Origin of the sequence: Sphingobium sp. LF-16, from assembly GCF_003711185.1 — a bacterium.
Classification (GTDB): Bacteria; Pseudomonadota; Alphaproteobacteria; order Sphingomonadales; family Sphingomonadaceae; genus Sphingobium; species Sphingobium yanoikuyae_A.
This window is the reverse complement of the sequence record NZ_CP029335.1, coordinates 908,898-929,059: the sequence shown is the minus strand read 5'-3', so window position 1 is coordinate 929,059 and position 20,162 is coordinate 908,898. Positions and strand designations below refer to the sequence as shown.

Annotated in this window: 20 protein-coding genes, 4 tRNA genes and 1 pseudogene; 11 read left to right on the top strand and 14 right to left on the bottom strand. The window is 65.6% G+C overall.

What is annotated here, in order from left to right:
• Window positions 1-29 precede the first annotated feature (29 nt).
• Window positions 30-470, top strand: coding sequence for a DUF6628 family protein (locus tag DIZ22_RS04515; RefSeq protein WP_004207660.1), 441 nt, complete (start codon window positions 30-32; stop codon window positions 468-470).
• On the opposite strand, the gene DIZ22_RS04510 is transcribed toward DIZ22_RS04515, so the two are convergent.
• The 3 genes from DIZ22_RS04510 to DIZ22_RS04500 all read right to left on the bottom strand — a co-directional run bounded on the left by DIZ22_RS04510 (window position 467) and on the right by DIZ22_RS04500 (window position 3,176).
• The gene (locus DIZ22_RS04510) at window positions 467-1,222 is read right to left on the bottom strand and encodes a tetratricopeptide repeat protein (protein ID WP_048938436.1); all 756 of its coding nucleotides are present in this window, start codon (window positions 1,220-1,222) and stop codon (window positions 467-469) included. The two genes, DIZ22_RS04515 and DIZ22_RS04510, sit on opposite strands and share 4 nt — an antisense overlap.
• 39 nt (window positions 1,223-1,261) lie before the next feature.
• Window positions 1,262-2,596, bottom strand: a complete 1,335-nt coding sequence (locus tag DIZ22_RS04505) for an MFS transporter (protein WP_037513151.1) — start codon at window positions 2,594-2,596, stop codon at window positions 1,262-1,264.
• A gap of 97 nt (window positions 2,597-2,693) precedes the next feature.
• Window positions 2,694-3,176, bottom strand: a complete 483-nt coding sequence (locus tag DIZ22_RS04500; RefSeq protein ID WP_026109123.1) for a response regulator — start codon at window positions 3,174-3,176, stop codon at window positions 2,694-2,696.
• An 885-nt stretch (window positions 3,177-4,061) separates the two neighbouring features.
• Here DIZ22_RS04500 and DIZ22_RS22435 point away from each other — a divergent pair.
• Window positions 4,062-4,853: pseudogene (locus tag DIZ22_RS22435) on the top strand (pseudouridine synthase); the annotation flags it as partial.
• Entirely contained in the window at window positions 4,850-5,404 is a 555-nt protein-coding gene (gene rsmD / locus DIZ22_RS04490) for a 16S rRNA (guanine(966)-N(2))-methyltransferase RsmD (RefSeq protein WP_048938434.1), read from the top strand. The pseudogene DIZ22_RS22435 and the gene rsmD, both read left to right, overlap by 4 nt.
• A gap of 15 nt (window positions 5,405-5,419) precedes the next feature.
• On the opposite strand, the gene DIZ22_RS04485 is transcribed toward rsmD, so the two are convergent.
• Window positions 5,420-5,866, bottom strand: coding sequence for a globin domain-containing protein (locus DIZ22_RS04485; RefSeq protein ID WP_048938433.1), 447 nt, complete (start codon window positions 5,864-5,866; stop codon window positions 5,420-5,422).
• Window positions 5,867-5,973: 107 nt separating this feature from the next.
• Between DIZ22_RS04485 and DIZ22_RS04480 the strand changes: the two genes are divergently transcribed.
• Window positions 5,974-6,468: an Rrf2 family transcriptional regulator gene (locus DIZ22_RS04480; protein ID WP_017500896.1), complete on the top strand. Its 495-nt coding sequence runs from the start codon at window positions 5,974-5,976 to the stop codon at window positions 6,466-6,468.
• On the opposite strand, the gene DIZ22_RS04475 is transcribed toward DIZ22_RS04480, so the two are convergent.
• Complete coding sequence (locus DIZ22_RS04475) at window positions 6,425-6,766, bottom strand: hypothetical protein (protein ID WP_010336087.1); 342 nt, start codon at window positions 6,764-6,766, stop codon at window positions 6,425-6,427. The two genes, DIZ22_RS04480 and DIZ22_RS04475, sit on opposite strands and share 44 nt — an antisense overlap.
• Before the next feature lie 108 nt (window positions 6,767-6,874).
• Complete coding sequence (locus DIZ22_RS04470; protein ID WP_048938449.1) at window positions 6,875-7,270, bottom strand: GFA family protein; 396 nt, start codon at window positions 7,268-7,270, stop codon at window positions 6,875-6,877.
• A 113-nt stretch (window positions 7,271-7,383) separates the two neighbouring features.
• Here DIZ22_RS04470 and DIZ22_RS04465 point away from each other — a divergent pair, with 113 nt between their 5' ends.
• Complete coding sequence (locus tag DIZ22_RS04465) at window positions 7,384-9,660, top strand: UvrD-helicase domain-containing protein (RefSeq protein ID WP_048938432.1); 2,277 nt, start codon at window positions 7,384-7,386, stop codon at window positions 9,658-9,660.
• 392 nt (window positions 9,661-10,052) lie between these two features.
• Here the strand turns inward: DIZ22_RS04465 and DIZ22_RS04460 are convergent.
• The 4 genes from DIZ22_RS04460 to DIZ22_RS04445 form a co-directional block, all read right to left on the bottom strand.
• Window positions 10,053-10,128, bottom strand: a tRNA-Ala gene (locus DIZ22_RS04460).
• Between the two features lie 70 nt (window positions 10,129-10,198).
• Window positions 10,199-10,274, bottom strand: a tRNA-Ala gene (locus tag DIZ22_RS04455).
• Between the two features lie 72 nt (window positions 10,275-10,346).
• A tRNA-Ala gene (locus tag DIZ22_RS04450) sits at window positions 10,347-10,422 on the bottom strand.
• A gap of 88 nt (window positions 10,423-10,510) precedes the next feature.
• Entirely contained in the window at window positions 10,511-10,849 is a 339-nt protein-coding gene (locus tag DIZ22_RS04445; protein WP_004207671.1) for a TIGR02300 family protein, read from the bottom strand.
• A 146-nt stretch (window positions 10,850-10,995) separates the two neighbouring features.
• Here DIZ22_RS04445 and aroA point away from each other — a divergent pair, with 146 nt between their 5' ends.
• The 5 genes from aroA to DIZ22_RS04420 all read left to right on the top strand — a co-directional run bounded on the left by aroA (window position 10,996) and on the right by DIZ22_RS04420 (window position 15,509).
• Window positions 10,996-12,390, top strand: coding sequence for a 3-phosphoshikimate 1-carboxyvinyltransferase (gene aroA / locus DIZ22_RS04440; RefSeq protein WP_048938431.1), 1,395 nt, complete (start codon window positions 10,996-10,998; stop codon window positions 12,388-12,390).
• Window positions 12,387-13,016: a d(CMP) kinase gene (locus DIZ22_RS04435; protein ID WP_017500901.1), complete on the top strand. Its 630-nt coding sequence runs from the start codon at window positions 12,387-12,389 to the stop codon at window positions 13,014-13,016. The genes aroA and DIZ22_RS04435 overlap by 4 nt, the downstream gene beginning before the upstream one ends.
• 175 nt (window positions 13,017-13,191) lie before the next feature.
• Window positions 13,192-14,904, top strand: a complete 1,713-nt coding sequence (gene rpsA / locus DIZ22_RS04430; protein WP_004207674.1) for a 30S ribosomal protein S1 — start codon at window positions 13,192-13,194, stop codon at window positions 14,902-14,904.
• Window positions 14,905-15,085: 181 nt separating this feature from the next.
• On the top strand, window positions 15,086-15,376 hold the full coding sequence (locus DIZ22_RS04425) for an integration host factor subunit beta (protein WP_004207675.1): 291 nt from the start codon (window positions 15,086-15,088) through the stop codon (window positions 15,374-15,376).
• A gap of 47 nt (window positions 15,377-15,423) precedes the next feature.
• Window positions 15,424-15,509, top strand: a tRNA-Leu gene (locus DIZ22_RS04420).
• A gap of 18 nt (window positions 15,510-15,527) precedes the next feature.
• On the opposite strand, the gene DIZ22_RS04415 is transcribed toward DIZ22_RS04420, so the two are convergent.
• Window positions 15,528-15,827 (bottom strand): hypothetical protein, encoded by a 300-nt coding sequence (locus DIZ22_RS04415; RefSeq protein ID WP_234415606.1) that lies wholly within the window; start codon window positions 15,825-15,827, stop codon window positions 15,528-15,530.
• A gap of 187 nt (window positions 15,828-16,014) precedes the next feature.
• Here DIZ22_RS04415 and DIZ22_RS04410 point away from each other — a divergent pair, with 187 nt between their 5' ends.
• Window positions 16,015-17,799, top strand: a complete 1,785-nt coding sequence (locus DIZ22_RS04410; protein WP_048938429.1) for a cation:proton antiporter — start codon at window positions 16,015-16,017, stop codon at window positions 17,797-17,799.
• Between the two features lie 259 nt (window positions 17,800-18,058).
• Here the strand turns inward: DIZ22_RS04410 and DIZ22_RS04405 are convergent, their stop codons facing one another.
• Genes DIZ22_RS04405 through DIZ22_RS04395 form a run of 3 tightly spaced genes read right to left on the bottom strand, consistent with a single transcriptional unit; the run spans window position 18,059 to window position 20,160 of the window.
• Window positions 18,059-19,000 (bottom strand): glutaminase, encoded by a 942-nt coding sequence (locus DIZ22_RS04405; protein WP_048938428.1) that lies wholly within the window; start codon window positions 18,998-19,000, stop codon window positions 18,059-18,061.
• Between the two features lie 20 nt (window positions 19,001-19,020).
• Complete coding sequence (locus DIZ22_RS04400) at window positions 19,021-19,527, bottom strand: membrane protein (protein WP_048938427.1); 507 nt, start codon at window positions 19,525-19,527, stop codon at window positions 19,021-19,023.
• A gap of 42 nt (window positions 19,528-19,569) precedes the next feature.
• Window positions 19,570-20,160, bottom strand: a complete 591-nt coding sequence (locus DIZ22_RS04395; protein ID WP_234415607.1) for a nucleoside 2-deoxyribosyltransferase domain-containing protein — start codon at window positions 20,158-20,160, stop codon at window positions 19,570-19,572.
• Window positions 20,161-20,162 lie beyond the last annotated feature (2 nt).

The window sequence follows — 20,162 nt, the reverse complement described above, 5'->3', positions numbered from 1 at the left end:
ATCCCCGAGTCACACAAAGGCGCACCCGCATGGCATATGGAGAAAGCTACCCCGTCGAACTGCCCCGGCCCATTCCGGGCGGCTATGGCAATCGGCTGTTCCTGTTCGTCATGCGCCGCATGGCGACGGCCGGGGTCAATGATGCCCATGCCGCCAATGCGATGCTGGGCGCCTTCGGCAAAAGCTATCGCCGGCCCCTGGTGCTGATGCGCGCGATGATGCTGGAACTGGCGCGCGCCGCCAGCCGCAAGATATTGGTCGCGCCCTGTTGCTGCGCGCGGATGACCGCGGACGAGGCGGCGATCATGCAAGCGGTGGGCGATGCGCTGCGTGATCCGCATACCGCCTTCGACAATGTCTCGGGACTGCTGGGCAATGACGATGCGCTGGGCGCGCTCACCTGCCTGCAGGCGGTGGCGCAGGCGCATAGCGACCTTGGCCGGCCGCTGGACCTCTACGCGGCAAATTAAGCCGCCGCCTTCCGCAACTCCGCCAGCCGCTCGCCGGCCCAGCGATACATGTCGGCCTGGGCGGCGCGCTGGGTGCGGTCGAGCCGCCTGGCCCGCTGCTCGACCTCCTCCAATATCTGCCGCGCGCGCAGCCGGTCACCCTGCTCCAGCAGGAAGGCGGCATAATGGCAGCGCGCCTCCTCGCCGGCATAGCGGCTCATCACATCCTCGAACAGCAGGCGCGCCTGCGCATCCTCACCGATATCGGCCAGCATCCGCGCCCGCAACAGCGCACGCCGATCCCATTCACTGCCCCGGCCAACTTCGGGCACATCGTCCAGCTCCGCCAGTCCCTCGCGGCTGCGCCCCAGTTCGAACAGGGTCTGCGCCAGCTTGACCTGCGTCGTCGCATCCTGTCCCGGCCCCAGCGCCAGCCCCTTGCGATAGGCCGCCTCCGCCTCGGCAAAGCGGCCCAGGTCCAGCAGCGCATCGCCCAGCGCGATCCGGTTGGCGGCGGTTTCCGCCAGGTCCAGATCGGCCCGCGCCTTGCGCAGGCCGCGTTCGGGATCGACCTTGCCGACCACCTGGCTGCGCGCGGTACGCAGATGGCGATTGCCCCAATAGGCCGGCAGCACCTCCAGCATCAGATAGGCAAAGCAGCCCGCCAGCGAGAAGAGGAAGATGAACAGCATCCAGATCTGGTTGCGGCCGCTGCGCACGACATCGACCGCACAGATGATCTGGATACAGATGGACGCGACGAGGAAGATCATGCGATGCAAAAGTCCTGATTGTTCGACCTATTCGTCACCTCAGTCGTCCGTCGTGCTGGGCTGACGAACGCTGTCCACGACAAAGCCCTTATGCCAGATCAGCCAGAGCAACAGCATGCCGGGCAATGCCGCGACGACCGTCGTCAGCCAGAATCCGACCCATCCTACATTCTCAGCGATGATCCCTGCCGGCGCAGCCAGCCAAGTGCGACCTACAGCAGCGAACGATGACAATAATGCGAATTGGGTTGCGGTGTAGGCAAGGCTGGAAAGGCCGGACAGATAGGTGACGAACACCGTCAAACCGATACCACTCGTCACCTGCTCCGTCGCCACCGCTATGGTCAGCCACAAATTCGAATGGCCGTGCATCGCAACGATGACGAACGTCAAATTGCTGAGCATCATCATCAGCCCCGATATAAACAGGGCGCGCCCCATGCCGAGCCATGCGATGAAAGGCGCAGCCAAGGCCGTGCCGACGATCAGGCCCCAGAAGCCGACGACCTTGTTGATGGCGATAAACTCAGCATCGGTGAACCCAAGATCGACGATCATCGGGTTGAGCATGCCCTGCCCCATCGCATCGCCTATTTTGTAGAGCAGCACGAACAGCAGGATCAGAACCGATCCCTTGCGCCCCAGAAACTCGATGAAGGGATTGAGCACCGTTTCCTTTAGCCATGCGCCGAACCGCTTCCCGGCCATTTCCCCATGGCGATCAACATAAGTGCCCGGCCCAGCCCAGAGCGCCCCCAGCGCACCGGGCAGCACCAGCAAGGCGGTCAGGCCATATGCAAGCGGCCAGCCAAGGCCGAGTCCTGTCTGCGGTGAATAGAGGAAGATCGTCCCGACCCCGGAGAAGAAGGCGCCAAGCCGATAGCCGAACTGGTTCGTCGCCGTGCCATAAGGCATCTCTTCATCGCTCAATATCTCGATACGATAGGCATCGATCACGATATCCTGTGTCGCGCCCAGGAAGGAGACCAGGATCGCGCAAAAGGCGAAATAGCCAAGATGATTGGCAGGATCGCTGCTCCCCAGCATCCAGATCGCGCCGAACAGCAGCAACTGAATGAAAAACAGCCAGGCGCGCCGCTGACCGAAAAGCCGCGTGAGGATCGGAAGCGGGAGCTTATCGACCAACGGCGCCCAGAGCCATTTGAGCGTATAAGGTGTCGTCAGGCCGATAGCGAAACCGATCGTAGACTTCTGGATACCCACTTTGGATAGCCAATAGCCCATCGTGCCAAGCAGCAGCATAAGCGGAAACCCGCTCGATATGCCGATCAACAAGGCCACGAACGGCATTTTCCCGAAATAGGGACGCATGACATCCCGCCAGTTCCGTTTACCCTCGGCGATATCTGTCACACATATTCCCCGCGCCCGTTCATTACGGGCGCCACCATATGAGCAAATGCAGCAGAGGCAAGCGGCACGGGCCTGCCTGCCCCGGATCAGCCCGGTGTCAGGCGATCTCGGCGAACAGCTTCATGCCGCGCGGCTTGCGTGGTGGCGCACGTCCGGCCAGCACAGCATCGACCACCGCGATCGCCGCCAGCAGGTCGCGCGGGGCGAAGGGCTTGGCGAGGCAGCCGACCGCCAGCGATCGCGCATCGGCGGGACAGGCACCGGTGACGAACAGCACCGGCAATTGGCGCGCATGGGCATGACGCGCGACCTCTATGCCGCAACGCCCACCGCGCAGATTGATGTCGGTCACGACCAGATCGACCGATCCGGCATCGATCACGCGGGCAGCATGAGTGTGACTGTCGACGGTGGCGGCGATACGATAGCCTGCCTGGGACAGGATATGCTCATGGTCGAAGGCGACGAGCGGTTCATCCTCCACCACCAGCACGCTGCGAATGGCGTTGCGCGGCGCACCTGCCCCGTCTCTCGCCCCGTCCCTGGCGGTGTCGTCCCCTCTGATTCGCCCGAAAAACATTTGCTGTCCTGCCCCGTTTCCGCCATGCAACCGACCAACGCCGCGCCCCGGCGCCGGGTTGCGCCCGGCCGGGGCTTTGCCGTTCACATGGACGGCGCTATGGCACCGTTCATCATATTGCACATGCCGCCCTGATATGGGGATGGCCACCCGTCACGAAAAGGAATGCATCAAGTGGAACCGCCAAAAAAATCTGGTCCGCCGCGCCGGTCAGGTCCGGGCGGTCCCAAGCGTACCTCCGGCCCCGGATCGCGTGACGGCGCCGATCGCGGCACTGGCCGTGGCCCCGCCCGATCGGACGCCCGATCGGATAGTCGCAACGAAGGTCGCTTTGACAGCCGGAGCGAAGGCCGTCCGGGCCGCCCCGCCCCGCGTGGCGAGCGCCCCGATCGCAATGGCCCCGGCGAGGCCCGAGGCAATCGCTTTGGCGAAGGCCGCAGCGAACGCGGCGAAGGTCGCGGCGCCCGCCCCGATCGCAGCGCTTCGGGCGAAGGCCGTAGCGGTCGCTTTGCCGGAAACCGCGAAGAAGGCCGTGGCGACCGCCCGGCCCGCGGCGCGCGTCCCGATCGCAACGGTGCCGGCGAAGGCCGTGGCCGCTTCGGTGAAGCGCGCGGTGAACGCAGCGAACGCCCGGCCCGTGGCCGCCCCGATCGCGCCGCCCAGCCGGATCGTGCCGAACGCCCCGCCCCCAGCGGTCGCCCAGCCGAAGACAAGCGCCCCGAGCGCGCCGCCGCTGGAGATCGCCCCGCGCGCGCGCCCTTTGGCGAGCGTGCCGCCCGCACCGCTTTCGGTGACCGTCCGACCCGCCCGCGCCCGGAAGGTCGCACTGAAGGTCGTATGGGCGGCACATCCTATCCGCCGCGCCGCCCCGGCAGCAAGAAGCCGGCTGCGCCCCACACCGCCAACCCGCACCCGGCCCGCGCCGCCGCGGAAACCAGCGGCAAGGGCGAACCCCAGCGTATCGCCAAGCTGCTCGCCCGCGCCGGCATCGCCTCGCGCCGCGAGATCGAGCGGATGATCGAGGAAGGCCGTATCGCCAGGGACGGCGTCACGATCGACACCCCCGCGACGCTGCTGACCTCGCTCCATGGCGTCACCGTCGACGGCGATCCGGTCGCCGCGCCCGCGCCCGCGCGCCTGTTCCTGTTCCACAAGCCGACCGGCTTCCTCACCACCGAGCGCGACCCTGCCGGTCGGCCGACCATCTACGACATCCTCCCCGACGACCTGCCGCGGCTGATGCCGATCGGTCGCCTCGACATGAATACCGAGGGGCTGTTGCTGCTCACCACCGATGGCGAGTTCAAGCGCGAGATGGAATTGCCCTCGACCGGCGTGCCGCGCACCTATCGCGCCCGCGCCTTTGGCGAGGTCAGCCAGCAGCAGCTCGAGGATCTGTTCGACGGCATCGAGATTGACGGCATCCAATATGGTCCGATCGAGGCCAATCTGGAACGGCGCACCGGCCGCAACCAGTGGATCGAAATGACCCTGACCGAAGGCAAGAACCGAGAAGTGCGCCGCGTGCTCGAACATTTCGAACTCAAGGTCAATCGCCTGATCCGCACCAGCTACGGCCCGTTCGAACTGGGTGAACTCGCCGGCGGCGCGGTCGAGGAAGTGCGCCAGCATGACCTGGTCGCCTTCCGCAGCAGCCTGAAGAAAGCACAGAAATGAGGATCATCTCGGGTCAATGGCGCGGCCGTCCGCTGGTCGCGCCCAAGGGCGACGCCACCCGTCCCACCGGCGACCGCACCCGCGAAACGCTCTTTTCGATGCTGGCGAGCCGGCTGGGATCGTTCGAGGAGCTGGCCGTGGGCGATTTCTTCGCCGGCTCGGGCGCGCTGGGCTTTGAAGCCCTGTCGCGCGGCGCCGGCTCTTGCCTGTTCGTCGAGCAGGACAAGGCGGCGATCGACGCGATCCGCGCCAATGGCGACAAGCTCGGCCTGCGCCCCGACATCCGCCAGACCAGCGTGCTCTCGCTCGGCCCGACGAAGACGCCGCTCGACCTCATCTTCATGGACCCGCCCTATGACACCGGCGCGGGCCAGGTCGCACTCGACAAGCTGGCGCGCCTGGGCTGGACCAGCCCGGCCACCTGGATCAGCATCGAAACCGACCGGCGCGAGGACGTCGCGGTCAAGGGCTTCACCGTCGACGCCGTGCGCGACGTCGGCAAGGCGCGCCTCACCCTGCTCCGCGCAGAGGACAGCGCGCCCGCCGCGTAACGATCAGGCGGAATATCAGGCGGCCTCCGCGTAGGCCGCCTGTTCCTTGCCGATCAGGATATCGGCCAGGAAAGTATAAGCTTCCGCCCAGGCGGCCAGCACCTCATCGGTCGCCACTTCTTCGCCCAGCACCTCGCGGATCGCGGGCAGCAGCGCGGCCGCCACCTTGGGATAATGGTCCGGCTGCACGCCCGTATCGACATGGCGCTGCACCATGCGCGCGATCGCGCCGTCCAGCGCCTGCAACTTGTCGACATTCTCGGCAAAGCCCAGGATCGCCGCCGCCAGCCGGCGCGGCTGCTCGCCGCTGGCCTGCGCCGCCTGATCGAACATGTCCTTGATCGACGCATCCTCGAACAGCCGTGCATACATGCGAGTGGTGATCTCGACGCCATGACGCCGCAGCGCCGGGCCGGTCGCCTTCACGATGGCGATGGTTTCGGGGGACAGATTTGCGCGCATGACAGGCTCCTTATCGGGGACTCAATAAGGTTCATTTAATATGCATCTTTTAAGATGTAAATTGAATATATATTTATACCACCCTGTCCGCAGGATAGGAGGGCGCGATGCAATTGACCCGCCACACCGACTATGCGCTGCGCGTGCTGATCCATCTCGCCGCCGTGCCGGGCGGACGGGCGACGATCCCGGAAATTGCCGATGCCTATGGCCTGTCGCGCAATCATCTGATGAAGGTGGTGCATGGCCTGGGCCAGGGCGGCTTCATCCGCACCCAGCGCGGTCGGGGCGGCGGCTTCGCCCTCGCCGCCGATCCTGTCGATATCCGCATCGGCGCGGTCGTACGCCATAGCGAGCCGGACATGGCGATGGCCGATTGCGCATCCTGTGCGATCCGCCCGGCCTGCGGCTTGTCAGGCATATTGGCGCAGGCGGTCGGTGCTTTCCTGACGGTGCTGGACGGCTACAGCCTGGCCGACGCGGCGCGTGACCGGACCGGCCTCGCAGCGCTCATCGCCGCCCTGCCCGGCCCTGCCGCTGCCGATCCCAAACCGGATCTCAGCCCGGCCTGCGCATCCTCTTCTTCGCCTCGCCCGGATTGACGCAACCGTCCTGCACGCCCTTGCCGCAGACCGGATAGGCCTTCGCCTCGGTCGGCGGCGGCGTCATGTTGCCGCCTACCGTCACAGGATTGGCCGCCGTGCCCACCGGCGCGGCGGGATCGCGCGGCACGTCCGCAGGCGCCGGCACCATGCCCGTCTCGGCCGGCACCGCGCCGGTCGGCTGCGCGGCATTGGGATCCTGGTTCTGGGCCGGCGGCGACATCGCCTGCGCCCCGGCCTGACCGGGCAGCGCCGCCATCGACAAAGCGGCAAAGCCGGCGATCATGATGATCTTCATCGGGTTGGTCCTTCTACTCCTTGCCCCGAGCAAAGGAGAAACCGGCCGCCCCACCTCTCTGTTCCGCGTCAGCGACGAACCGTGCCGCCGCTGACGCCGGCCGCACGCTCAGTCTGCCGGATAGCGATCGAACCGGGGCAGGTCATGCGCCGCCGCCATCCACGGGGCCGCCTCGGCATATTGGACATGGATCGCCGGCGGAAAGACCGTCTGATCGTCCAGCGTCGCGCTCTGGATGTCGATCATGCCGGGAAACACCGTCGGGTTGGTGTAGAACAGCCCGGTGCCACAAGTGCCGCAGAAATGGCGGGTCGCATTGTCCGACGATTGGTAGGTGACCGGATCGCCCTCTATCGTCACCTTGTCATGCGGGAACAGCGCCCAGCCGACCATCGGCGCGCCCGCGCTCATCCGGCAATCGCTGCAATGGCACAGCGCGCTGTAAACCGGCTCGCCCTCCGCCGCATAATGGATCGCCCCGCACTGGCACCGCCCCGTCACCATCATCTTGCTCCATTCGCATCTTGCGTGATTCTCTTTTTGTTCTCATAGATTGCCTCCCGCTGCAAGGCCATCCGCCCTTGCCCCCGCAACCGCCCATCCCTAGTTGATCGCCCATGACCGTGCCTGCCCCCTCTCCCAATGACCCGCCCTATCTGAAGGGCCTCAACGAACCGCAGCGCGAAGCGGTGCTGACCACGGAGGGACCGGTGCTGGTGCTGGCCGGCGCGGGCACGGGCAAGACGGCGGCCCTGACCGCCCGCCTCGCCCATCTGGTCGCGACCCAGCGCGCCTGGCCCTCGGAAATCCTGGCCGTGACCTTCACCAACAAGGCGGCACGGGAAATGCGCGAGCGTGTCGGCCGGATGATCGGCCCGGCGGTCGAGGGCATGCCCTGGCTTGGCACCTTTCACGCGATCGCCGCCAAGATGCTGCGCCGCCATGCCGAACTGGTGGGCCTCCAGTCCAATTTCACCATCCTCGACACCGACGACCAGTTGCGCCTGATGAAGCAGCTGATCCAGGCCGAGGGGATTGACGAGAAGCGCTGGCCCGCCCGCCAGCTCGCCGGCCTCATCGACCAGTGGAAGAACAAGGGCCTCACGCCGGAGGAAGTCGGTGCCGGCGAGGCGGAGGGCTATGCCCATGGCAAGGGGCAAAAGCTCTATGCCGCCTATCAGGCCCGCCTTCGCGAGGTAAATGCCTGCGATTTCGGTGACTTGTTGCTACATTCTCTCACTATCTTGAAGCGTCACCGCGATGTGCTGGAGCAATATCAGCAGCGCTTCAAATATATCATGGTGGACGAATATCAGGACACCAATAGCAGCCAGTATCTCTGGCTCCGCCTGCTCGCCCAGACCCGCAAGAATATCTGCTGCGTCGGCGACGATGACCAGTCCATCTATTCATGGCGCGGCGCAGAAGTCGCCAATATCCTACGGTTCGAAAAGGACTTCCCCGGCGCCGTGATCGTCCGTCTGGAACAGAATTACCGCTCCACCCCCCATATCCTGGGCGCCGCCTCCGGGGTGATCGCGGAAAATGGCAATCGCCTGGGCAAGACATTGTGGACCGACATCGACGTCGGCGAGAAGGTGCGCGTGCTCGGCGTGTGGGACGGGCCGGAAGAAGCCCGCCGCGTCGGCGACGAGATCGAGGCGATCGCCCGCGCCGGCGGCTCGCTGGACGAGGTCGCGATCCTCGTGCGCGCCCAGCACCAGACCCGCGAATTCGAAGACCGCTTCATCCAGATCGGCCTGCCTTATCGCATCGTCGGTGGCTTCCGCTTCTATGAGCGCGCCGAAATCCGCGACGCGCTCGCCTATCTGCGCCTCGTCAACCAGCCGGCCGACGACCTGGCGTTCGAGCGGATCGTCAACGTGCCGAAGCGCGGCCTGGGCGACAAGGCGGTCGAGAAGCTGCACCGGCTGGCGCGCGCGGAGGGCATTCCCCTAGCCCTCGCCGCAGCCCGCATCCTCGACACCGACGAACTGACGCCCCAGGCGCGTCGTTCGCTCGGCGCCTTCATCGGCGACCTCGCCCGCTGGCGCGATCGCGCCGCACAACTGCCCCATGCCGAACTGGCGCGCCAGATCCTGGACGAAAGCGGCTATACCGCCACGCTCCAGGCCGAACGTTCGACCGAGAGCGCCGGGCGGCTCGAAAATCTGAGCGAACTCACCCGCGCGATGGAGGAATATGAGACGCTGGGCGCCTTCCTCGAACATGTCAGCCTGGTCATGGACAATGAGGCGCAGCAGGATGAGCAGAAGCTCACCATCATGACCATCCACGCCGCCAAGGGGCTGGAATTCGACAATGTCTTCCTCGCCGGCTGGGAGGAAGGCATTTTCCCCTCGCAGCGTGCGCTGGACGAAGGCGGGCTCAACAGCCTGGAGGAGGAACGGCGCCTCGCCTACGTGGCGATCACGCGCGCGCGCAAGCGCTGCACCATCCTCCACGCCGCCAACCGCCGCATCTATGGTCAGTGGACCAGCTCCATCCCTTCCCGCTTCGTCGGCGAATTGCCACCCGAACATGTGGACGAGGAAAGCAGCATGTCCGGCGGCGCCTCGCTCTGGCGCGCCAACTGGTCGGAACGGGACGATCCCTTCGCCAATGTCGCGCGCGGCTCGTCGCGCGGCCCCGGCTGGCAGCGCGCCCAGACCAGCGGCCAGTTCAGTCGCGAACCCGTGCGAATCGTCGAAGCCCGCACCTCCGCCGTATCGCTCGGCAACAAGGGTCGCGACGATGTGTCCATCGGCCAGCGCGTCTTCCACCAGAAATTCGGCTATGGCACGATCGCCGCGATCGAGGGCAACAAGCTGGAAATCGACTTCGAAACCGCCGGCCGCAAGCGGGTGATGGACAGCTTCATCACGCTGGCCTGAACGGCGCCCGCCCTGTCCTCATTCGCGAAGGCGGGAATGGCCCAAAAGGGTGGGAACAAGACATAGCCCCTCCCTTCCAGGGAGGGGTTGGGGTGGGTTGCGAGCGTAGCGAGCTTCTGCCCTATCGACCGTAGACCGCCGCTACGCGGCGCACCCACCCCCGGCCCCTCCCTGGAAGGGAGGGGAGTAGGAAACGTCTGCTTCTGGTCGCTTCCAGACCATCCTCCCCTGCAAGGGGAGTTCAAGGGAGACCCGTGTCTCCCTTGAACTGGCCGTAGGCCAGACGGAGGGGCGCCCCCTCTCGATACGACACCGCAGCCAGCCCGACCGAATCCGAAGGCCATCAACGCAATCCCATGGGTTGCGTGTGCATGATGCTATGTGAAGAAAAATGGTGGAGCCTAGCGGGATCGAACCGCTGACCTCCTGCATGCCATGCAGGCGCTCTCCCAGCTGAGCTAAGGCCCCATCCTGATACGGCGCAAGCCGCGTCCCGATGGATCAGACCATGTCCGGCACAAGCCGTCGGCCGAAAAATTGGTGGAGCCTAGCGGGATCGAACCGCTGACCTCCTGCATGCCATGCAGGCGCTCTCCCAGCTGAGCTAAGGCCCCATCCTGATACGGCGCGAACCGCGTCCCGAATGGATCAAACCATGTCCGGCACAAGCCGTCGGCCGAAAAAATTGGTGGAGCCTAGCGGGATCGAACCGCTGACCTCCTGCATGCCATGCAGGCGCTCTCCCAGCTGAGCTAAGGCCCCGTACCATCTTGAGGCGCCGTTGGGTCCGGCGCCTCGGAGGTCGCTGCCTCTAGGATCAGGCGATCCCGTTGGCAAGCAGAATTTTCACTTAATTGTCGTCGTCGCCGTCATCGTTGCCGGCATCGACGCCCAGGTCGTCATCGCCGCCCAGATCGACGTCATTATCCGGCGAATCGCCGTCATCATCGACGTCCAGATCAATGTCCAGATCATCGTCCGCCGTCTCCAGCTCGCCATCGGCCGTTTCCACGACCTTCTTGGGCGCGGCCTCTTCATAGGGCAGCGGCTGCTTCGACTTCAGCACCGGTTCGGGCTCCCAGGCGGCGCCGCAGTTGATGCAGGTCACCGGGTCGTCCTTGCCCAGGTCATAGAAGCGAGTCGCGCATTTCGGGCAGGTCCGCTTCGTGCCCCATTCAGCCTTCACCATGTCCGGCCTGTTCCTTCTTCGATGCTCAAACAGAAATCACGCGGCACAACGGAAGTCGGCCACGAAACGTCGGGCGCCTTGCCATAGCGAAACCGCGCTGTCAAAAGCCGGGCGCATTTTTTCGGTTCCAAGATGATGGATACCCCGTGACCAGCCATAATGACCAACCCAGCCCGATGACCTTCACCGCCGCCCCTGCCCTGTCCGGCAGCGTCGCGGTTCCGGGCGACAAGAGCATTTCCCACCGTTCGCTGATGCTGTCCGCCCTGGCCGTGGGCGAAAGCCGGGTCGAAGGCCTGCTGGAGGGCGAGGATGTGCTGGCCACCGCGGCCGCCCTTCGCGCCATGGGCGCGAAAATTACCAAAGTATCCGCCGCCGATGGCGGCGGTGGGCGCGCCATGGGCGCCGACATCCGCCGTGACGATGACGGCATCTGGCATATTCATGGCGTCGGCGTCGGCGGCCTGCTCCAGCCGCAGGAAGCGCTCGACATGGGCAATAGCGGCACCTCGACCCGCCTGCTGATGGGCCTGGTCGCCAGCCATGGCATCACCGCCACCTTCGTCGGCGACGCATCCCTCAGCAAGCGCCCGATGGCGCGCGTCACCGAACCGCTCTCCCGCGTCGGCGCCAGCTTCACCGCCAGCCCCGGTGATCGCCTGCCGCTGACCATGACCGGCGCCTGCCCGGCCGTGCCGCTCGACTACACCCTGCCAGTCGCCTCAGCCCAGGTGAAGTCGGCGATCCTGCTCGCCGGCCTCAACACGCCCGGCATCACCCGCGTGGTCGAGCCGATCCCGACCCGCGACCATAGCGAACGCATGCTCAGGGGCTTCGGAGCCGACCTTGAGGTCGAGGTCCAGGCCGACGGCACCCGCATCATCACGCTCAAGGGCGAGGCCGAACTCAAGCCGCAGAATATCGTCGTGCCCGGCGACCCCTCGTCGGCCGCCTTCCCGATGGTCGCGGCACTGCTGGTGCCGGGATCGCAGGTGACGATCGCCAATGTCGGCCTCAATGCCACCCGCGCCGGCCTGATCGACCTGCTGCGCGAAATGGGCGGGTCGATCGAGATCATCAACGCCCGCGAAGTCGGCGGCGAGCCGGTCGGCGACCTGGTCGTCACCGCCTCCGCCCTGAACGGCGTCGAGCCCGACCCCGCCCGCGCGCCCAGCATGATCGACGAATATCCCGTCGCCTTCGTCGCGGCCGCGTTCGCGCATGGCCGCAGCATCTTCCGTGGCCTCGATGAACTGCGCGTCAAGGAATCGGACCGCATCGCCACCATGGCCACCGGCCTGCGCGCGATCGGCGTTACGGTCGAGGAACTGGAGGACGGCCTCATCATCGAGGGCAGCGGCGGCCAGCCCCTGCCCGGCGGCGGCCCGATCGCCACCAGGCTCGATCACCGCATCGCCATGAGCTTCGCGGTCGCCGGCCTGGTCTCGCGCGATGGCGTCACCATCGACGACATGCGCCCGGTCGCGACCAGCTTCCCGACCTTCACCACCCTGCTCCAGACGCTGGGAGCCATCGCATGATCATCGCCGTCGATGGGCCCGCCGCATCGGGCAAGGGCACGATCGCCAAGGCGCTGGGGCGCCATTATGGCCTGCCGGTGCTCGACACCGGCCTGCTCTATCGCGCCGTGGGCCTGTCCGTGCTGAAGAATGGCGGCGACCCGGATCATCAGGCCGACGCGCTGGCCGCCTGCGGCTTTGACGACGCCATCCTGGCCGATCCGGCGCTGCGCAGCGAAGCGGTTGGCAGCCTCGCCTCGCGCGTATCGGTGCATCAGAGCGTGCGCGACGCACTGGTCCAGCGCCAGCGCGACTTCGCCACCCAGCCGGGCGGCGCCATCCTCGACGGGCGCGACATCGGCACCGTGATCGCGCCGGATGCCGACGCCAAGATCTTCGTCACCGCCAGCGTCCATGTCCGCGCCGAACGCCGCTTCAAGGATGCTGAGGCCCATGGCGGCGCGCCCGACATGGACAGCCTGATCGCCGATATCCAGGCGCGTGACACCCGCGACATGAGCCGCGACCATGCCCCGCTCAAGGTGGCCGATGGCGCCGACTTGCTAGATACCAGCAATTTGACTATAGACGCCGCCGTCCAGAGGGCCATCGCGCTTGTGGACGCCCAGCTTGAAGGTCGCCCGTAGGCGTGTGACCCGATAAGGCGCGCGGAAATTCCGGGCGCCCTTTTCGCTTTTCCAGGCTTGGCGTTCCAACGCCCAACCCCTTGGATACGCAGGCGGTATTCGGCCGCATGCGTGGTTTGGCCAAAGACCATCGGACACAACCGATTGGCCAGCAATGATGAGTGAAGGACCAACCATGGCCTCTACGGCATTCCCCTCGCGCGACGATTTCGCCGCGCTTCTCAATGATTCTCTCGGTGGCGAAGACGGCGGCTTTGAAGGCCGCGTCGTAAAGGGCACCGTCACCGGCATCGAAAACGACATGGCGCTGATCGACGTCGGCCTGAAGTCGGAAGGCCGCGTACCGCTGCGCGAGTTCGCCGCTCCCGGCCAGAAGGCTGACCTCAAGGTCGGCGACGAAGTCGAAGTCTATGTCGACCGCGTCGAAAACGCCCATGGCGAAGCCATGCTGTCGCGCGACCGCGCTCGCCGCGAAGCCGCCTGGGACAAGCTCGAAGCCGAGTTCACCGAAAGCGCCCGCGTCGAAGGCGTCATCTTCGGCCGCGTCAAGGGTGGCTTCACCGTCGACCTCGACGGCGCCGTCGCCTTCCTGCCCGGCTCGCAGGTCGACATCCGCCCGGTTCGCGACGTCACCCCGCTCATGGACATCCCGCAGCCCTTCCAGATCCTCAAGATGGATCGCCGTCGTGGCAACATCGTCGTGTCGCGTCGCGCCATCCTGGAAGAAACCCGCGCCGAACAGCGCTCGGGCCTGATCCAGACCCTGGCCGAAGGCCAGATCATCGAAGGCGTCGTCAAGAACATCACCGACTATGGTGCGTTCGTTGACCTGGGCGGCATCGATGGCCTGCTGCACGTCACCGACCTGTCGTACAAGCGCATCAACCACCCGAACGAGATGATCAACATCGGCGACACCGTCCGTGTCCAGATCATCCGCATCAACCGCGAAACCCAGCGCATCAGCCTCGGCATGAAGCAGCTGGAAAATGATCCGTGGGAAGGCGCCGCCGCCAAGTACCCGGTCGGTGCAAAGCTGTCGGGCCGCGTCACGAACATCACCGAATATGGTGCGTTCGTCGAACTGGAGCCGGGCATCGAAGGCCTGGTCCATGTTTCGGAAATGTCCTGGACCAAGAAGAACGTCCACCCCGGCAAGATCGTTTCGACGAGCCAGGAAGTGGAAGTCATCGTTCTCGAAGTCGATCCCGAGAAGCGCCGCATCTCGCTCGGCCTCAAGCAGGCCCAGTCGAACCCGTGGGATTCGTTCGCAGAACGTCACCCGATCGGCTCGACCGTCGAAGGCGAAGTCAAGAACGCGACCGAATTCGGCCTGTTCATCGGCCTGGACGGCGACGTCGACGGCATGGTCCACATGTCGGACATCGCCTGGGGCATCTCGGGCGAAGACGCGCTGGCGCTGCACCGCAAGGGCGAGACGGTTCAGGCCGTCGTTCTCGACATCGACGTCGAGAAGGAGCGCATCAGCCTCGGCATGAAGCAGCTTGAGCGTGGCGGTCCGGCCGCTGGCGGCACCACCGCCGCTGCTGCTGGCCTGAACAAGAACGCGATCGTCACCGTGACCGTTCTGGAAGTTCGCGACGGCGGCCTGGAAGTCCAGGCTGGCGAAGATGGCGCCACCGGCTTCATCAAGCGCAGCGACCTGGGCCGCGACCGCGACGAACAGCGTTCGGAACGCTTCCAGATCGGTCAGAAGTTCGACGCCATGGTGACCGGTTTCGACCGCGCCAAGAAGCCGACCTTCTCGGTCAAGGCAATGCAGATTGCCGAAGAAAAGCAGGCTGTTGCACAGTATGGATCGTCGGACAGCGGCGCGTCGCTGGGCGACATCCTGGGCGAAGCGCTCAAGGCCAAGAACGAAGGCTAATCCCTTCCTTCCTGCCAACAGGCAAAGAAAAGCCCGCCGGAACCCATGTTCCGGCGGGCTTTTTCATGCCCTTCCATCACTTCCTTGCCCTATCGAAACGATTTCATTGCTCCCCGATTGTCAACAGCTTTCCAATTGTTTATAAATGTCGGCAGGGGAAATTAGGGGTGCTGGAGGAACTATGATCCGTTCTGAACTGATCCAGAAACTCGGCGAAGAAAATCCGGGCCTCAGCCTGCAGGAAGTGGAAAGGATCGTCGATCTTTTCTTCCGCGAGATTGTCGATCGCCTGTCGAGCGGCGGCCGGGTCGAACTGCGCGGTTTCGGCGCCTTCACCACCCGAGCCCGCGATGCCCGCACCGGCCGCAATCCCCGCACCGGCGAACAGGTGCCGGTCTCGGCCAAGCGCGTGCCCTATTTCAAGCCGGGCAAGGAAATGCGCGAACGGCTGAACGGCAAGGCCGCCGACTGATCAGCCCCTTGACCTGCCGCGCCTGAGCCTTCAGGGGAAGGCGCAGCGCGGACGTGGCGAAATCGGTAGACGCAGCGGACTTAAAATCCGCCTCCCCCTGGGAATATGGGTTCAAGTCCCATCGTCCGCACCAGGCGGCTTTTCTCGACAATCAGAAATCGGCGCTGATCAGCGCCAGGCGATCGAGCGCCAGCATTTCCCGGCGGGTCGGATGTTCGGGATCGTCGGCGCCCAGCCACAGCCTGACCAGTTGCCCCTCTTCCATCCGTGCCAGTTCGGACGCAATCTCGACATCGGCGATGGGGCTCATGCTGCGGCCGCATGCGCGGGCATTGATCTGCGCCGCAAGGGCGGCATTCTTGCCGGCCAGGGCCTGTTCGACCCTTGCCCAGATCAGGATATCCCCGGCGCTGATCGGCGCATCTTGCAGCGGCGCAGCCATCATTCCCATCACCATTCGTCCATAGCAAATCCGACCGCCCTTCTAGCGCCGCCGATTTTGCACCGGGATGTCCGGAAAATTACAGGCCGGTAACGCAAATGTCATATCATCCCGCACCCGCCTGTGCCCGGCAATTTGCCCGGAATTCTTTTGGCAAAAGGCTGGCATTTCCGTGCGTCACCCGCAATGATGCCTCATGACCGATGCAATCAATCCGCAAAGCTTCAGCGACTCCCTCGTCATCCTGGGGGCTGCGGGCCTGGTCATTCCCGGTTTCGCCCGCTTCCGCATCAGTCCCGTCATCGGTTTCATCCTGGTGGGACTTGCCGTCGGTCCGGCAGGACTTGGCTCGCTGGTCGGCCAATATCCCTGGCTCTATCATGTCACCATCTCCAACCGGGCGGCGATTGAGCCATTTGCCGAATTGGGCGTCATATTATTGCTCTTCTCCATAGGTCTGGAACTGAGCTTCCGGCGATTGTGGAGCATGCGCGCCCAGGTGTTCGGCGTCGGCGCGACCGAATTGCTGGGCAGCGCCGCGCTCATTGCCATGGGCCTCTATCTGCTGGGACAGCCGACCGCCGGCGCGATCGGCCTCGGCCTTGCCCTTGCCCTGTCCTCCACCGCCGTGGTGCTGCCGATGGTCGGCACCCAGAGCGCGGTCGGCCGCTCCGCCTTCTCGATGCTGCTGTTCGAGGATCTGGCGCTGGTGCCGATCATCTTCATGCTCGGCGCGCTGGCGCCATCGGTCGCGACCAGCCCCGACGCGGCCTGGAACGAACTGGCGACCACCCTGCTCAAGGGCGGCCTCACCATCGCGGTGATGCTGGTCTTCGGCCGCATCTTCCTGCCCCATATCTTCCGTCAGGCGGCACGCACCAAGAGCCCGGAAGTCTTCCTCGCCGCCAGCCTGCTGGTCGTCATCCTCTCCAGCCTCGCCACCTCGATCGCCGGCCTGTCGCCGATCGTCGGCGCCCTGCTCGCGGGCCTGCTGATCGCGGAGACAGACTATCATGGCGAGGTCGAGGTGATGACCGCGCCGTTCAAGGGGCTGGCGCTCGGCGTCTTCCTCATCACCGTGGGCATGAGCCTGGACCTGCGCGTCATCCTCGCCAACTGGCCCAGCCTGTTGCTGGCCGTGCTGGGCGTCGTCGTTGCCAAGACATTGGTCACCGGCCTGCTTCTTTATTTCTCGGGCGTGCGCAAAGGCGTCGCGCTGGAAGTCGGCGTGCTGATGTCCAGCCCATCGGAAACCACGCTGATCGTGCTGTCGGCGGCCGCCGCGGCCAAGCTGATCCTCCCCTCCACCGCCGCCTTCTGGCAGATCGTCACCGCCATCGGCCTCACCATCACGCCGCTGCTCGCGCGCTTCGGCCATGACATCGCCCAGCGGCTGGAAAATGCCATTGGCGAGGAACGGGTCGAGAGCGAACCGGACCAGACCGAGGCGGCCGCCGTCGTCATCGGTTTCGGCCGCGTCGGCCAGATGGTCTGCGACCTGCTCAAGACCCATGGCCAGCGCTTCATCGTCGTCGAATCCGATCCCGATGTCGTCGCCGAGGCCCGCCGCCTGGGCTATCCGATCCTCTTCGGTGACGTCGCACGTGCGGAGATGCTCGACCGCCTGCGCCTTGGCCATGCCCGCGCACTTATCCTGACGATGGACGATCCGGTCCTGTCGGTGCGCGTCACCAAGCGGGTGCGTGGCTGGGTGCCCGACCTGCCGATCATCGCCCGCGCCCGCGACGCCGATCATGCCGCCCATCTCTACAAGGCCGGCGCCAGCGACGCCGTGCCCGAAACGCTCGAAAGCTCGCTGCAACTGGCCGAAACCGCGCTGGTCGACCTCGGCGTCGCCATGGGACCGGTGATCGCCTCGATCCACCAGGCGCGCGAGGATCTGCGCGTCGGCATCAAGGAAGCCGCCCAACTCCAGTCCGCCCCCCGCCTGCGCCGCCTGCGCCAGGACGAGGTGCCCTGAGGGCATCAGCCTTTCCTATTGCGCTGATCTCTGTTCTATCCTCCGCGATGAAACGCCTGCACGACATCGCCCCATATCGACCGCAACTGTCGCGTCGCTGTCGCCTGGCTGTCGCTTCACTGTCGCGTCGAAGGTGCGTGGCCGTGACCCGATTGTTACGTCACTGTCGCGTCGGTGGCGCGTGGCAGGCGCGTTTCCGGTGCAAATGGCCCAAATCCATGCTGACGACACTGTGAACTTCGACTGTCGCGTCGCCGCGTCAGCCCTGATGCACTTCGGGCGGGCTGAACACCGACCAGCCGGTCCGCCGCGCCAGCATCTCCAGCGCTTTGGTGCCCAGCGCACTGTTGCCGCTGGCGTTGAGGCCCGGCGACCAGACCGCGATCGCCGCGCGGCCCGGCACGATCGCCAATATACCGCCGCCCACGCCCGACTTGCCGGGAATGCCGACCCGGAACGCAAAATCGCCCGATGCATCATAATGGCCGCAGGTCAGCATCAGCGCGTTGATGCGCCGTGCCCGGCTGGTCGACACGACCCGTCCGCCCTCGGGATGGCGTCCATCCAGCATCAGGTATCGGCCCGCCAGCGCCAATTGCCGACAACTCATCTCGATCGCGCATTGATGGAAATAGCTGCCCAGCACCAGATCGACCGGGTGGCGGACATTGTTGAAGGCGCGCATGTAATTGGCGAGCGCCATGTTGCGATAACCGGTCGCCGTTTCCGACGCGGCGACCTCCTCATTGATGCGGATCGCGTCGTCGCCGGCCAGATAGCGGACGAAGCGCAGCATCTCGCCGATCGCCACGCGCGGCTGATGCCCGCCCAGATTGACGTCGGCCACCACGATCGCCCCGGCATTGATGAAGGGATTGCGCGGGATGCCATGTTCCTGCTCCAGCTGGACGATGGAGTTGAAGGCATTGCCCGACGGCTCACGCCCGACCCGGTCCCACAGCTGGTCGCCGACCTTGCCCAGCGCCAGCGTCAGCGCGAACACCTTGGAAATGGACTGGATCGAAAAGCCGGTGTCAGCGTCGCCGCCGGTCAACAGCCGCCCGTCGGCGGTGGCGATGGCGACCCCGAACTGGCCGGCATCCACCTTCGCCAGTTCGGGGATATAGCTGGCGACAGTGCCCCGCTCCGTCTCCCTGGCCATGGCGGCCACGATATCGTCGATCAACGCTGTCAGATCCATGGCAGCCTCTTAAGCCCGGCTCAGCCAAACAGCCAGTGGCCCAGCATCCGGTCGAACGGGAAGGTGAAGAAGCCGGCGATCAGCAGCGCGCCCGTCACCATGCCGCGCACCGACCGGCGATGGCGCTTGAGGTCATGGCGCCGCGCAGACAGCACGATGATCGGCACCTGGATCAGGGTGAAGATCGACAGGATATGGATGATGCTGAACCGGCTGCCCGGCCCGTGCAGCAGGAAACTGTCGAGCGCGGTCAGGAACAGCGCGCCGCTCCACACCCAGCCCAGCCAGCGATGCCACCCATCGCCGCGCTGCCGCAACAGCATCACCGGCGTCAGCGCCAACGCGACCAGGATCGTCAGCAGATGGAACCAGACGAGGCCCGGCACCTGCCCCCACTGCCCATGCCCCCGCCCGATCGCGGTCAGCACCACGGCGAGCAGGATGACGGACGCCACCGCCAGGACGCGTTCATAACGGTCGGGCGCAATCCCCTTGGGCTGCGACGATGTGCTTGCAATGCTGGCCATATATCCCCCTGAACCGCACCCTGTCAGGCGCGCAGGGGCGGGTCAATCGGCTGCGGACAGCGCCGTGTTGACCGTGCCGATGCGCCGACGGACCACGGCGGTCAGTTCCTCGATCGTCGACACCTGTTCTACGCCATAGCGGGCGGCAGTGATGTCGACATTGCCCTTGCGCCAGAAGCCGTCGGGACACAGCACGACCAATTTTCCACCGCGCGCATGCAGGCCCATTTCCAGCAGGCTGACCGGGCTTTGCGTGCCCGGCGCCAGATAGAGGATGATGATGTCGGCGCTGTCGAGCGCCGCCAGTTCCCACTCCACCTGTTGGCGGAAATGGGGATCGCTGGCTTCGGGCTTCCAGGCCGGGTTCCAGTCGGCCCGGCGCGGGTTCAGGATCGTCACCTTCTCGTCGGCCAGCGCCGCGATCATGTCGCGCTGCCAGTCGGTCGCCTTGCCCATGTCGATGCTGCCGCCCAGGAACAGACGCGCGCGATCATGCGCGGCCGGCAACGGCGCGGGCGAGGTGATGGTCACCGCCTCGCCCGCCCGCGCCGTCATCGGCAGGGCGAGCAGACAGGATGCGAGGATCAGGCGCAGCATAAGGACGAAAGGCGCACCGGCGGCGCGCCTCCCCATCT

What these genes read in the sequence shown, in the direction of transcription:
- DIZ22_RS04410 (WP_048938429.1), top strand. Translation starts at nt 16,015, where the DNA reads ATGACCGATGCAATCAATCCGCAAAGCTTCAGCGACTCCCTCGTCATC.
- DIZ22_RS04485 (WP_048938433.1), bottom strand. Translation starts at nt 5,866, where the DNA reads ATGCGCGCAAATCTGTCCCCCGAAACCATCGCCATCGTGAAGGCGACC.
- DIZ22_RS04415 (WP_234415606.1), bottom strand. Translation starts at nt 15,827, where the DNA reads ATGGGAATGATGGCTGCGCCGCTGCAAGATGCGCCGATCAGCGCCGGG.
- DIZ22_RS04475 (WP_010336087.1), bottom strand. Translation starts at nt 6,766, where the DNA reads ATGAAGATCATCATGATCGCCGGCTTTGCCGCTTTGTCGATGGCGGCG.
- DIZ22_RS04395 (WP_234415607.1), bottom strand. Translation starts at nt 20,160, where the DNA reads ATGGGGAGGCGCGCCGCCGGTGCGCCTTTCGTCCTTATGCTGCGCCTG.
- DIZ22_RS04510 (WP_048938436.1), bottom strand. Translation starts at nt 1,222, where the DNA reads ATGATCTTCCTCGTCGCGTCCATCTGTATCCAGATCATCTGTGCGGTC.
- DIZ22_RS04405 (WP_048938428.1), bottom strand. Translation starts at nt 19,000, where the DNA reads ATGGATCTGACAGCGTTGATCGACGATATCGTGGCCGCCATGGCCAGG.
- DIZ22_RS04445 (WP_004207671.1), bottom strand. Translation starts at nt 10,849, where the DNA reads ATGGTGAAGGCTGAATGGGGCACGAAGCGGACCTGCCCGAAATGCGCG.
- rsmD (WP_048938434.1), top strand. Translation starts at nt 4,850, where the DNA reads ATGAGGATCATCTCGGGTCAATGGCGCGGCCGTCCGCTGGTCGCGCCC.
- DIZ22_RS04425 (WP_004207675.1), top strand. Translation starts at nt 15,086, where the DNA reads ATGATCCGTTCTGAACTGATCCAGAAACTCGGCGAAGAAAATCCGGGC.
- DIZ22_RS04435 (WP_017500901.1), top strand. Translation starts at nt 12,387, where the DNA reads ATGATCATCGCCGTCGATGGGCCCGCCGCATCGGGCAAGGGCACGATC.
- DIZ22_RS04465 (WP_048938432.1), top strand. Translation starts at nt 7,384, where the DNA reads ATGACCGTGCCTGCCCCCTCTCCCAATGACCCGCCCTATCTGAAGGGC.
- rpsA (WP_004207674.1), top strand. Translation starts at nt 13,192, where the DNA reads ATGGCCTCTACGGCATTCCCCTCGCGCGACGATTTCGCCGCGCTTCTC.
- DIZ22_RS04500 (WP_026109123.1), bottom strand. Translation starts at nt 3,176, where the DNA reads ATGTTTTTCGGGCGAATCAGAGGGGACGACACCGCCAGGGACGGGGCG.
- DIZ22_RS04480 (WP_017500896.1), top strand. Translation starts at nt 5,974, where the DNA reads ATGCAATTGACCCGCCACACCGACTATGCGCTGCGCGTGCTGATCCAT.
- DIZ22_RS04515 (WP_004207660.1), top strand. Translation starts at nt 30, where the DNA reads ATGGCATATGGAGAAAGCTACCCCGTCGAACTGCCCCGGCCCATTCCG.
- DIZ22_RS04470 (WP_048938449.1), bottom strand. Translation starts at nt 7,270, where the DNA reads ATGGTGACGGGGCGGTGCCAGTGCGGGGCGATCCATTATGCGGCGGAG.
- DIZ22_RS04400 (WP_048938427.1), bottom strand. Translation starts at nt 19,527, where the DNA reads ATGGCCAGCATTGCAAGCACATCGTCGCAGCCCAAGGGGATTGCGCCC.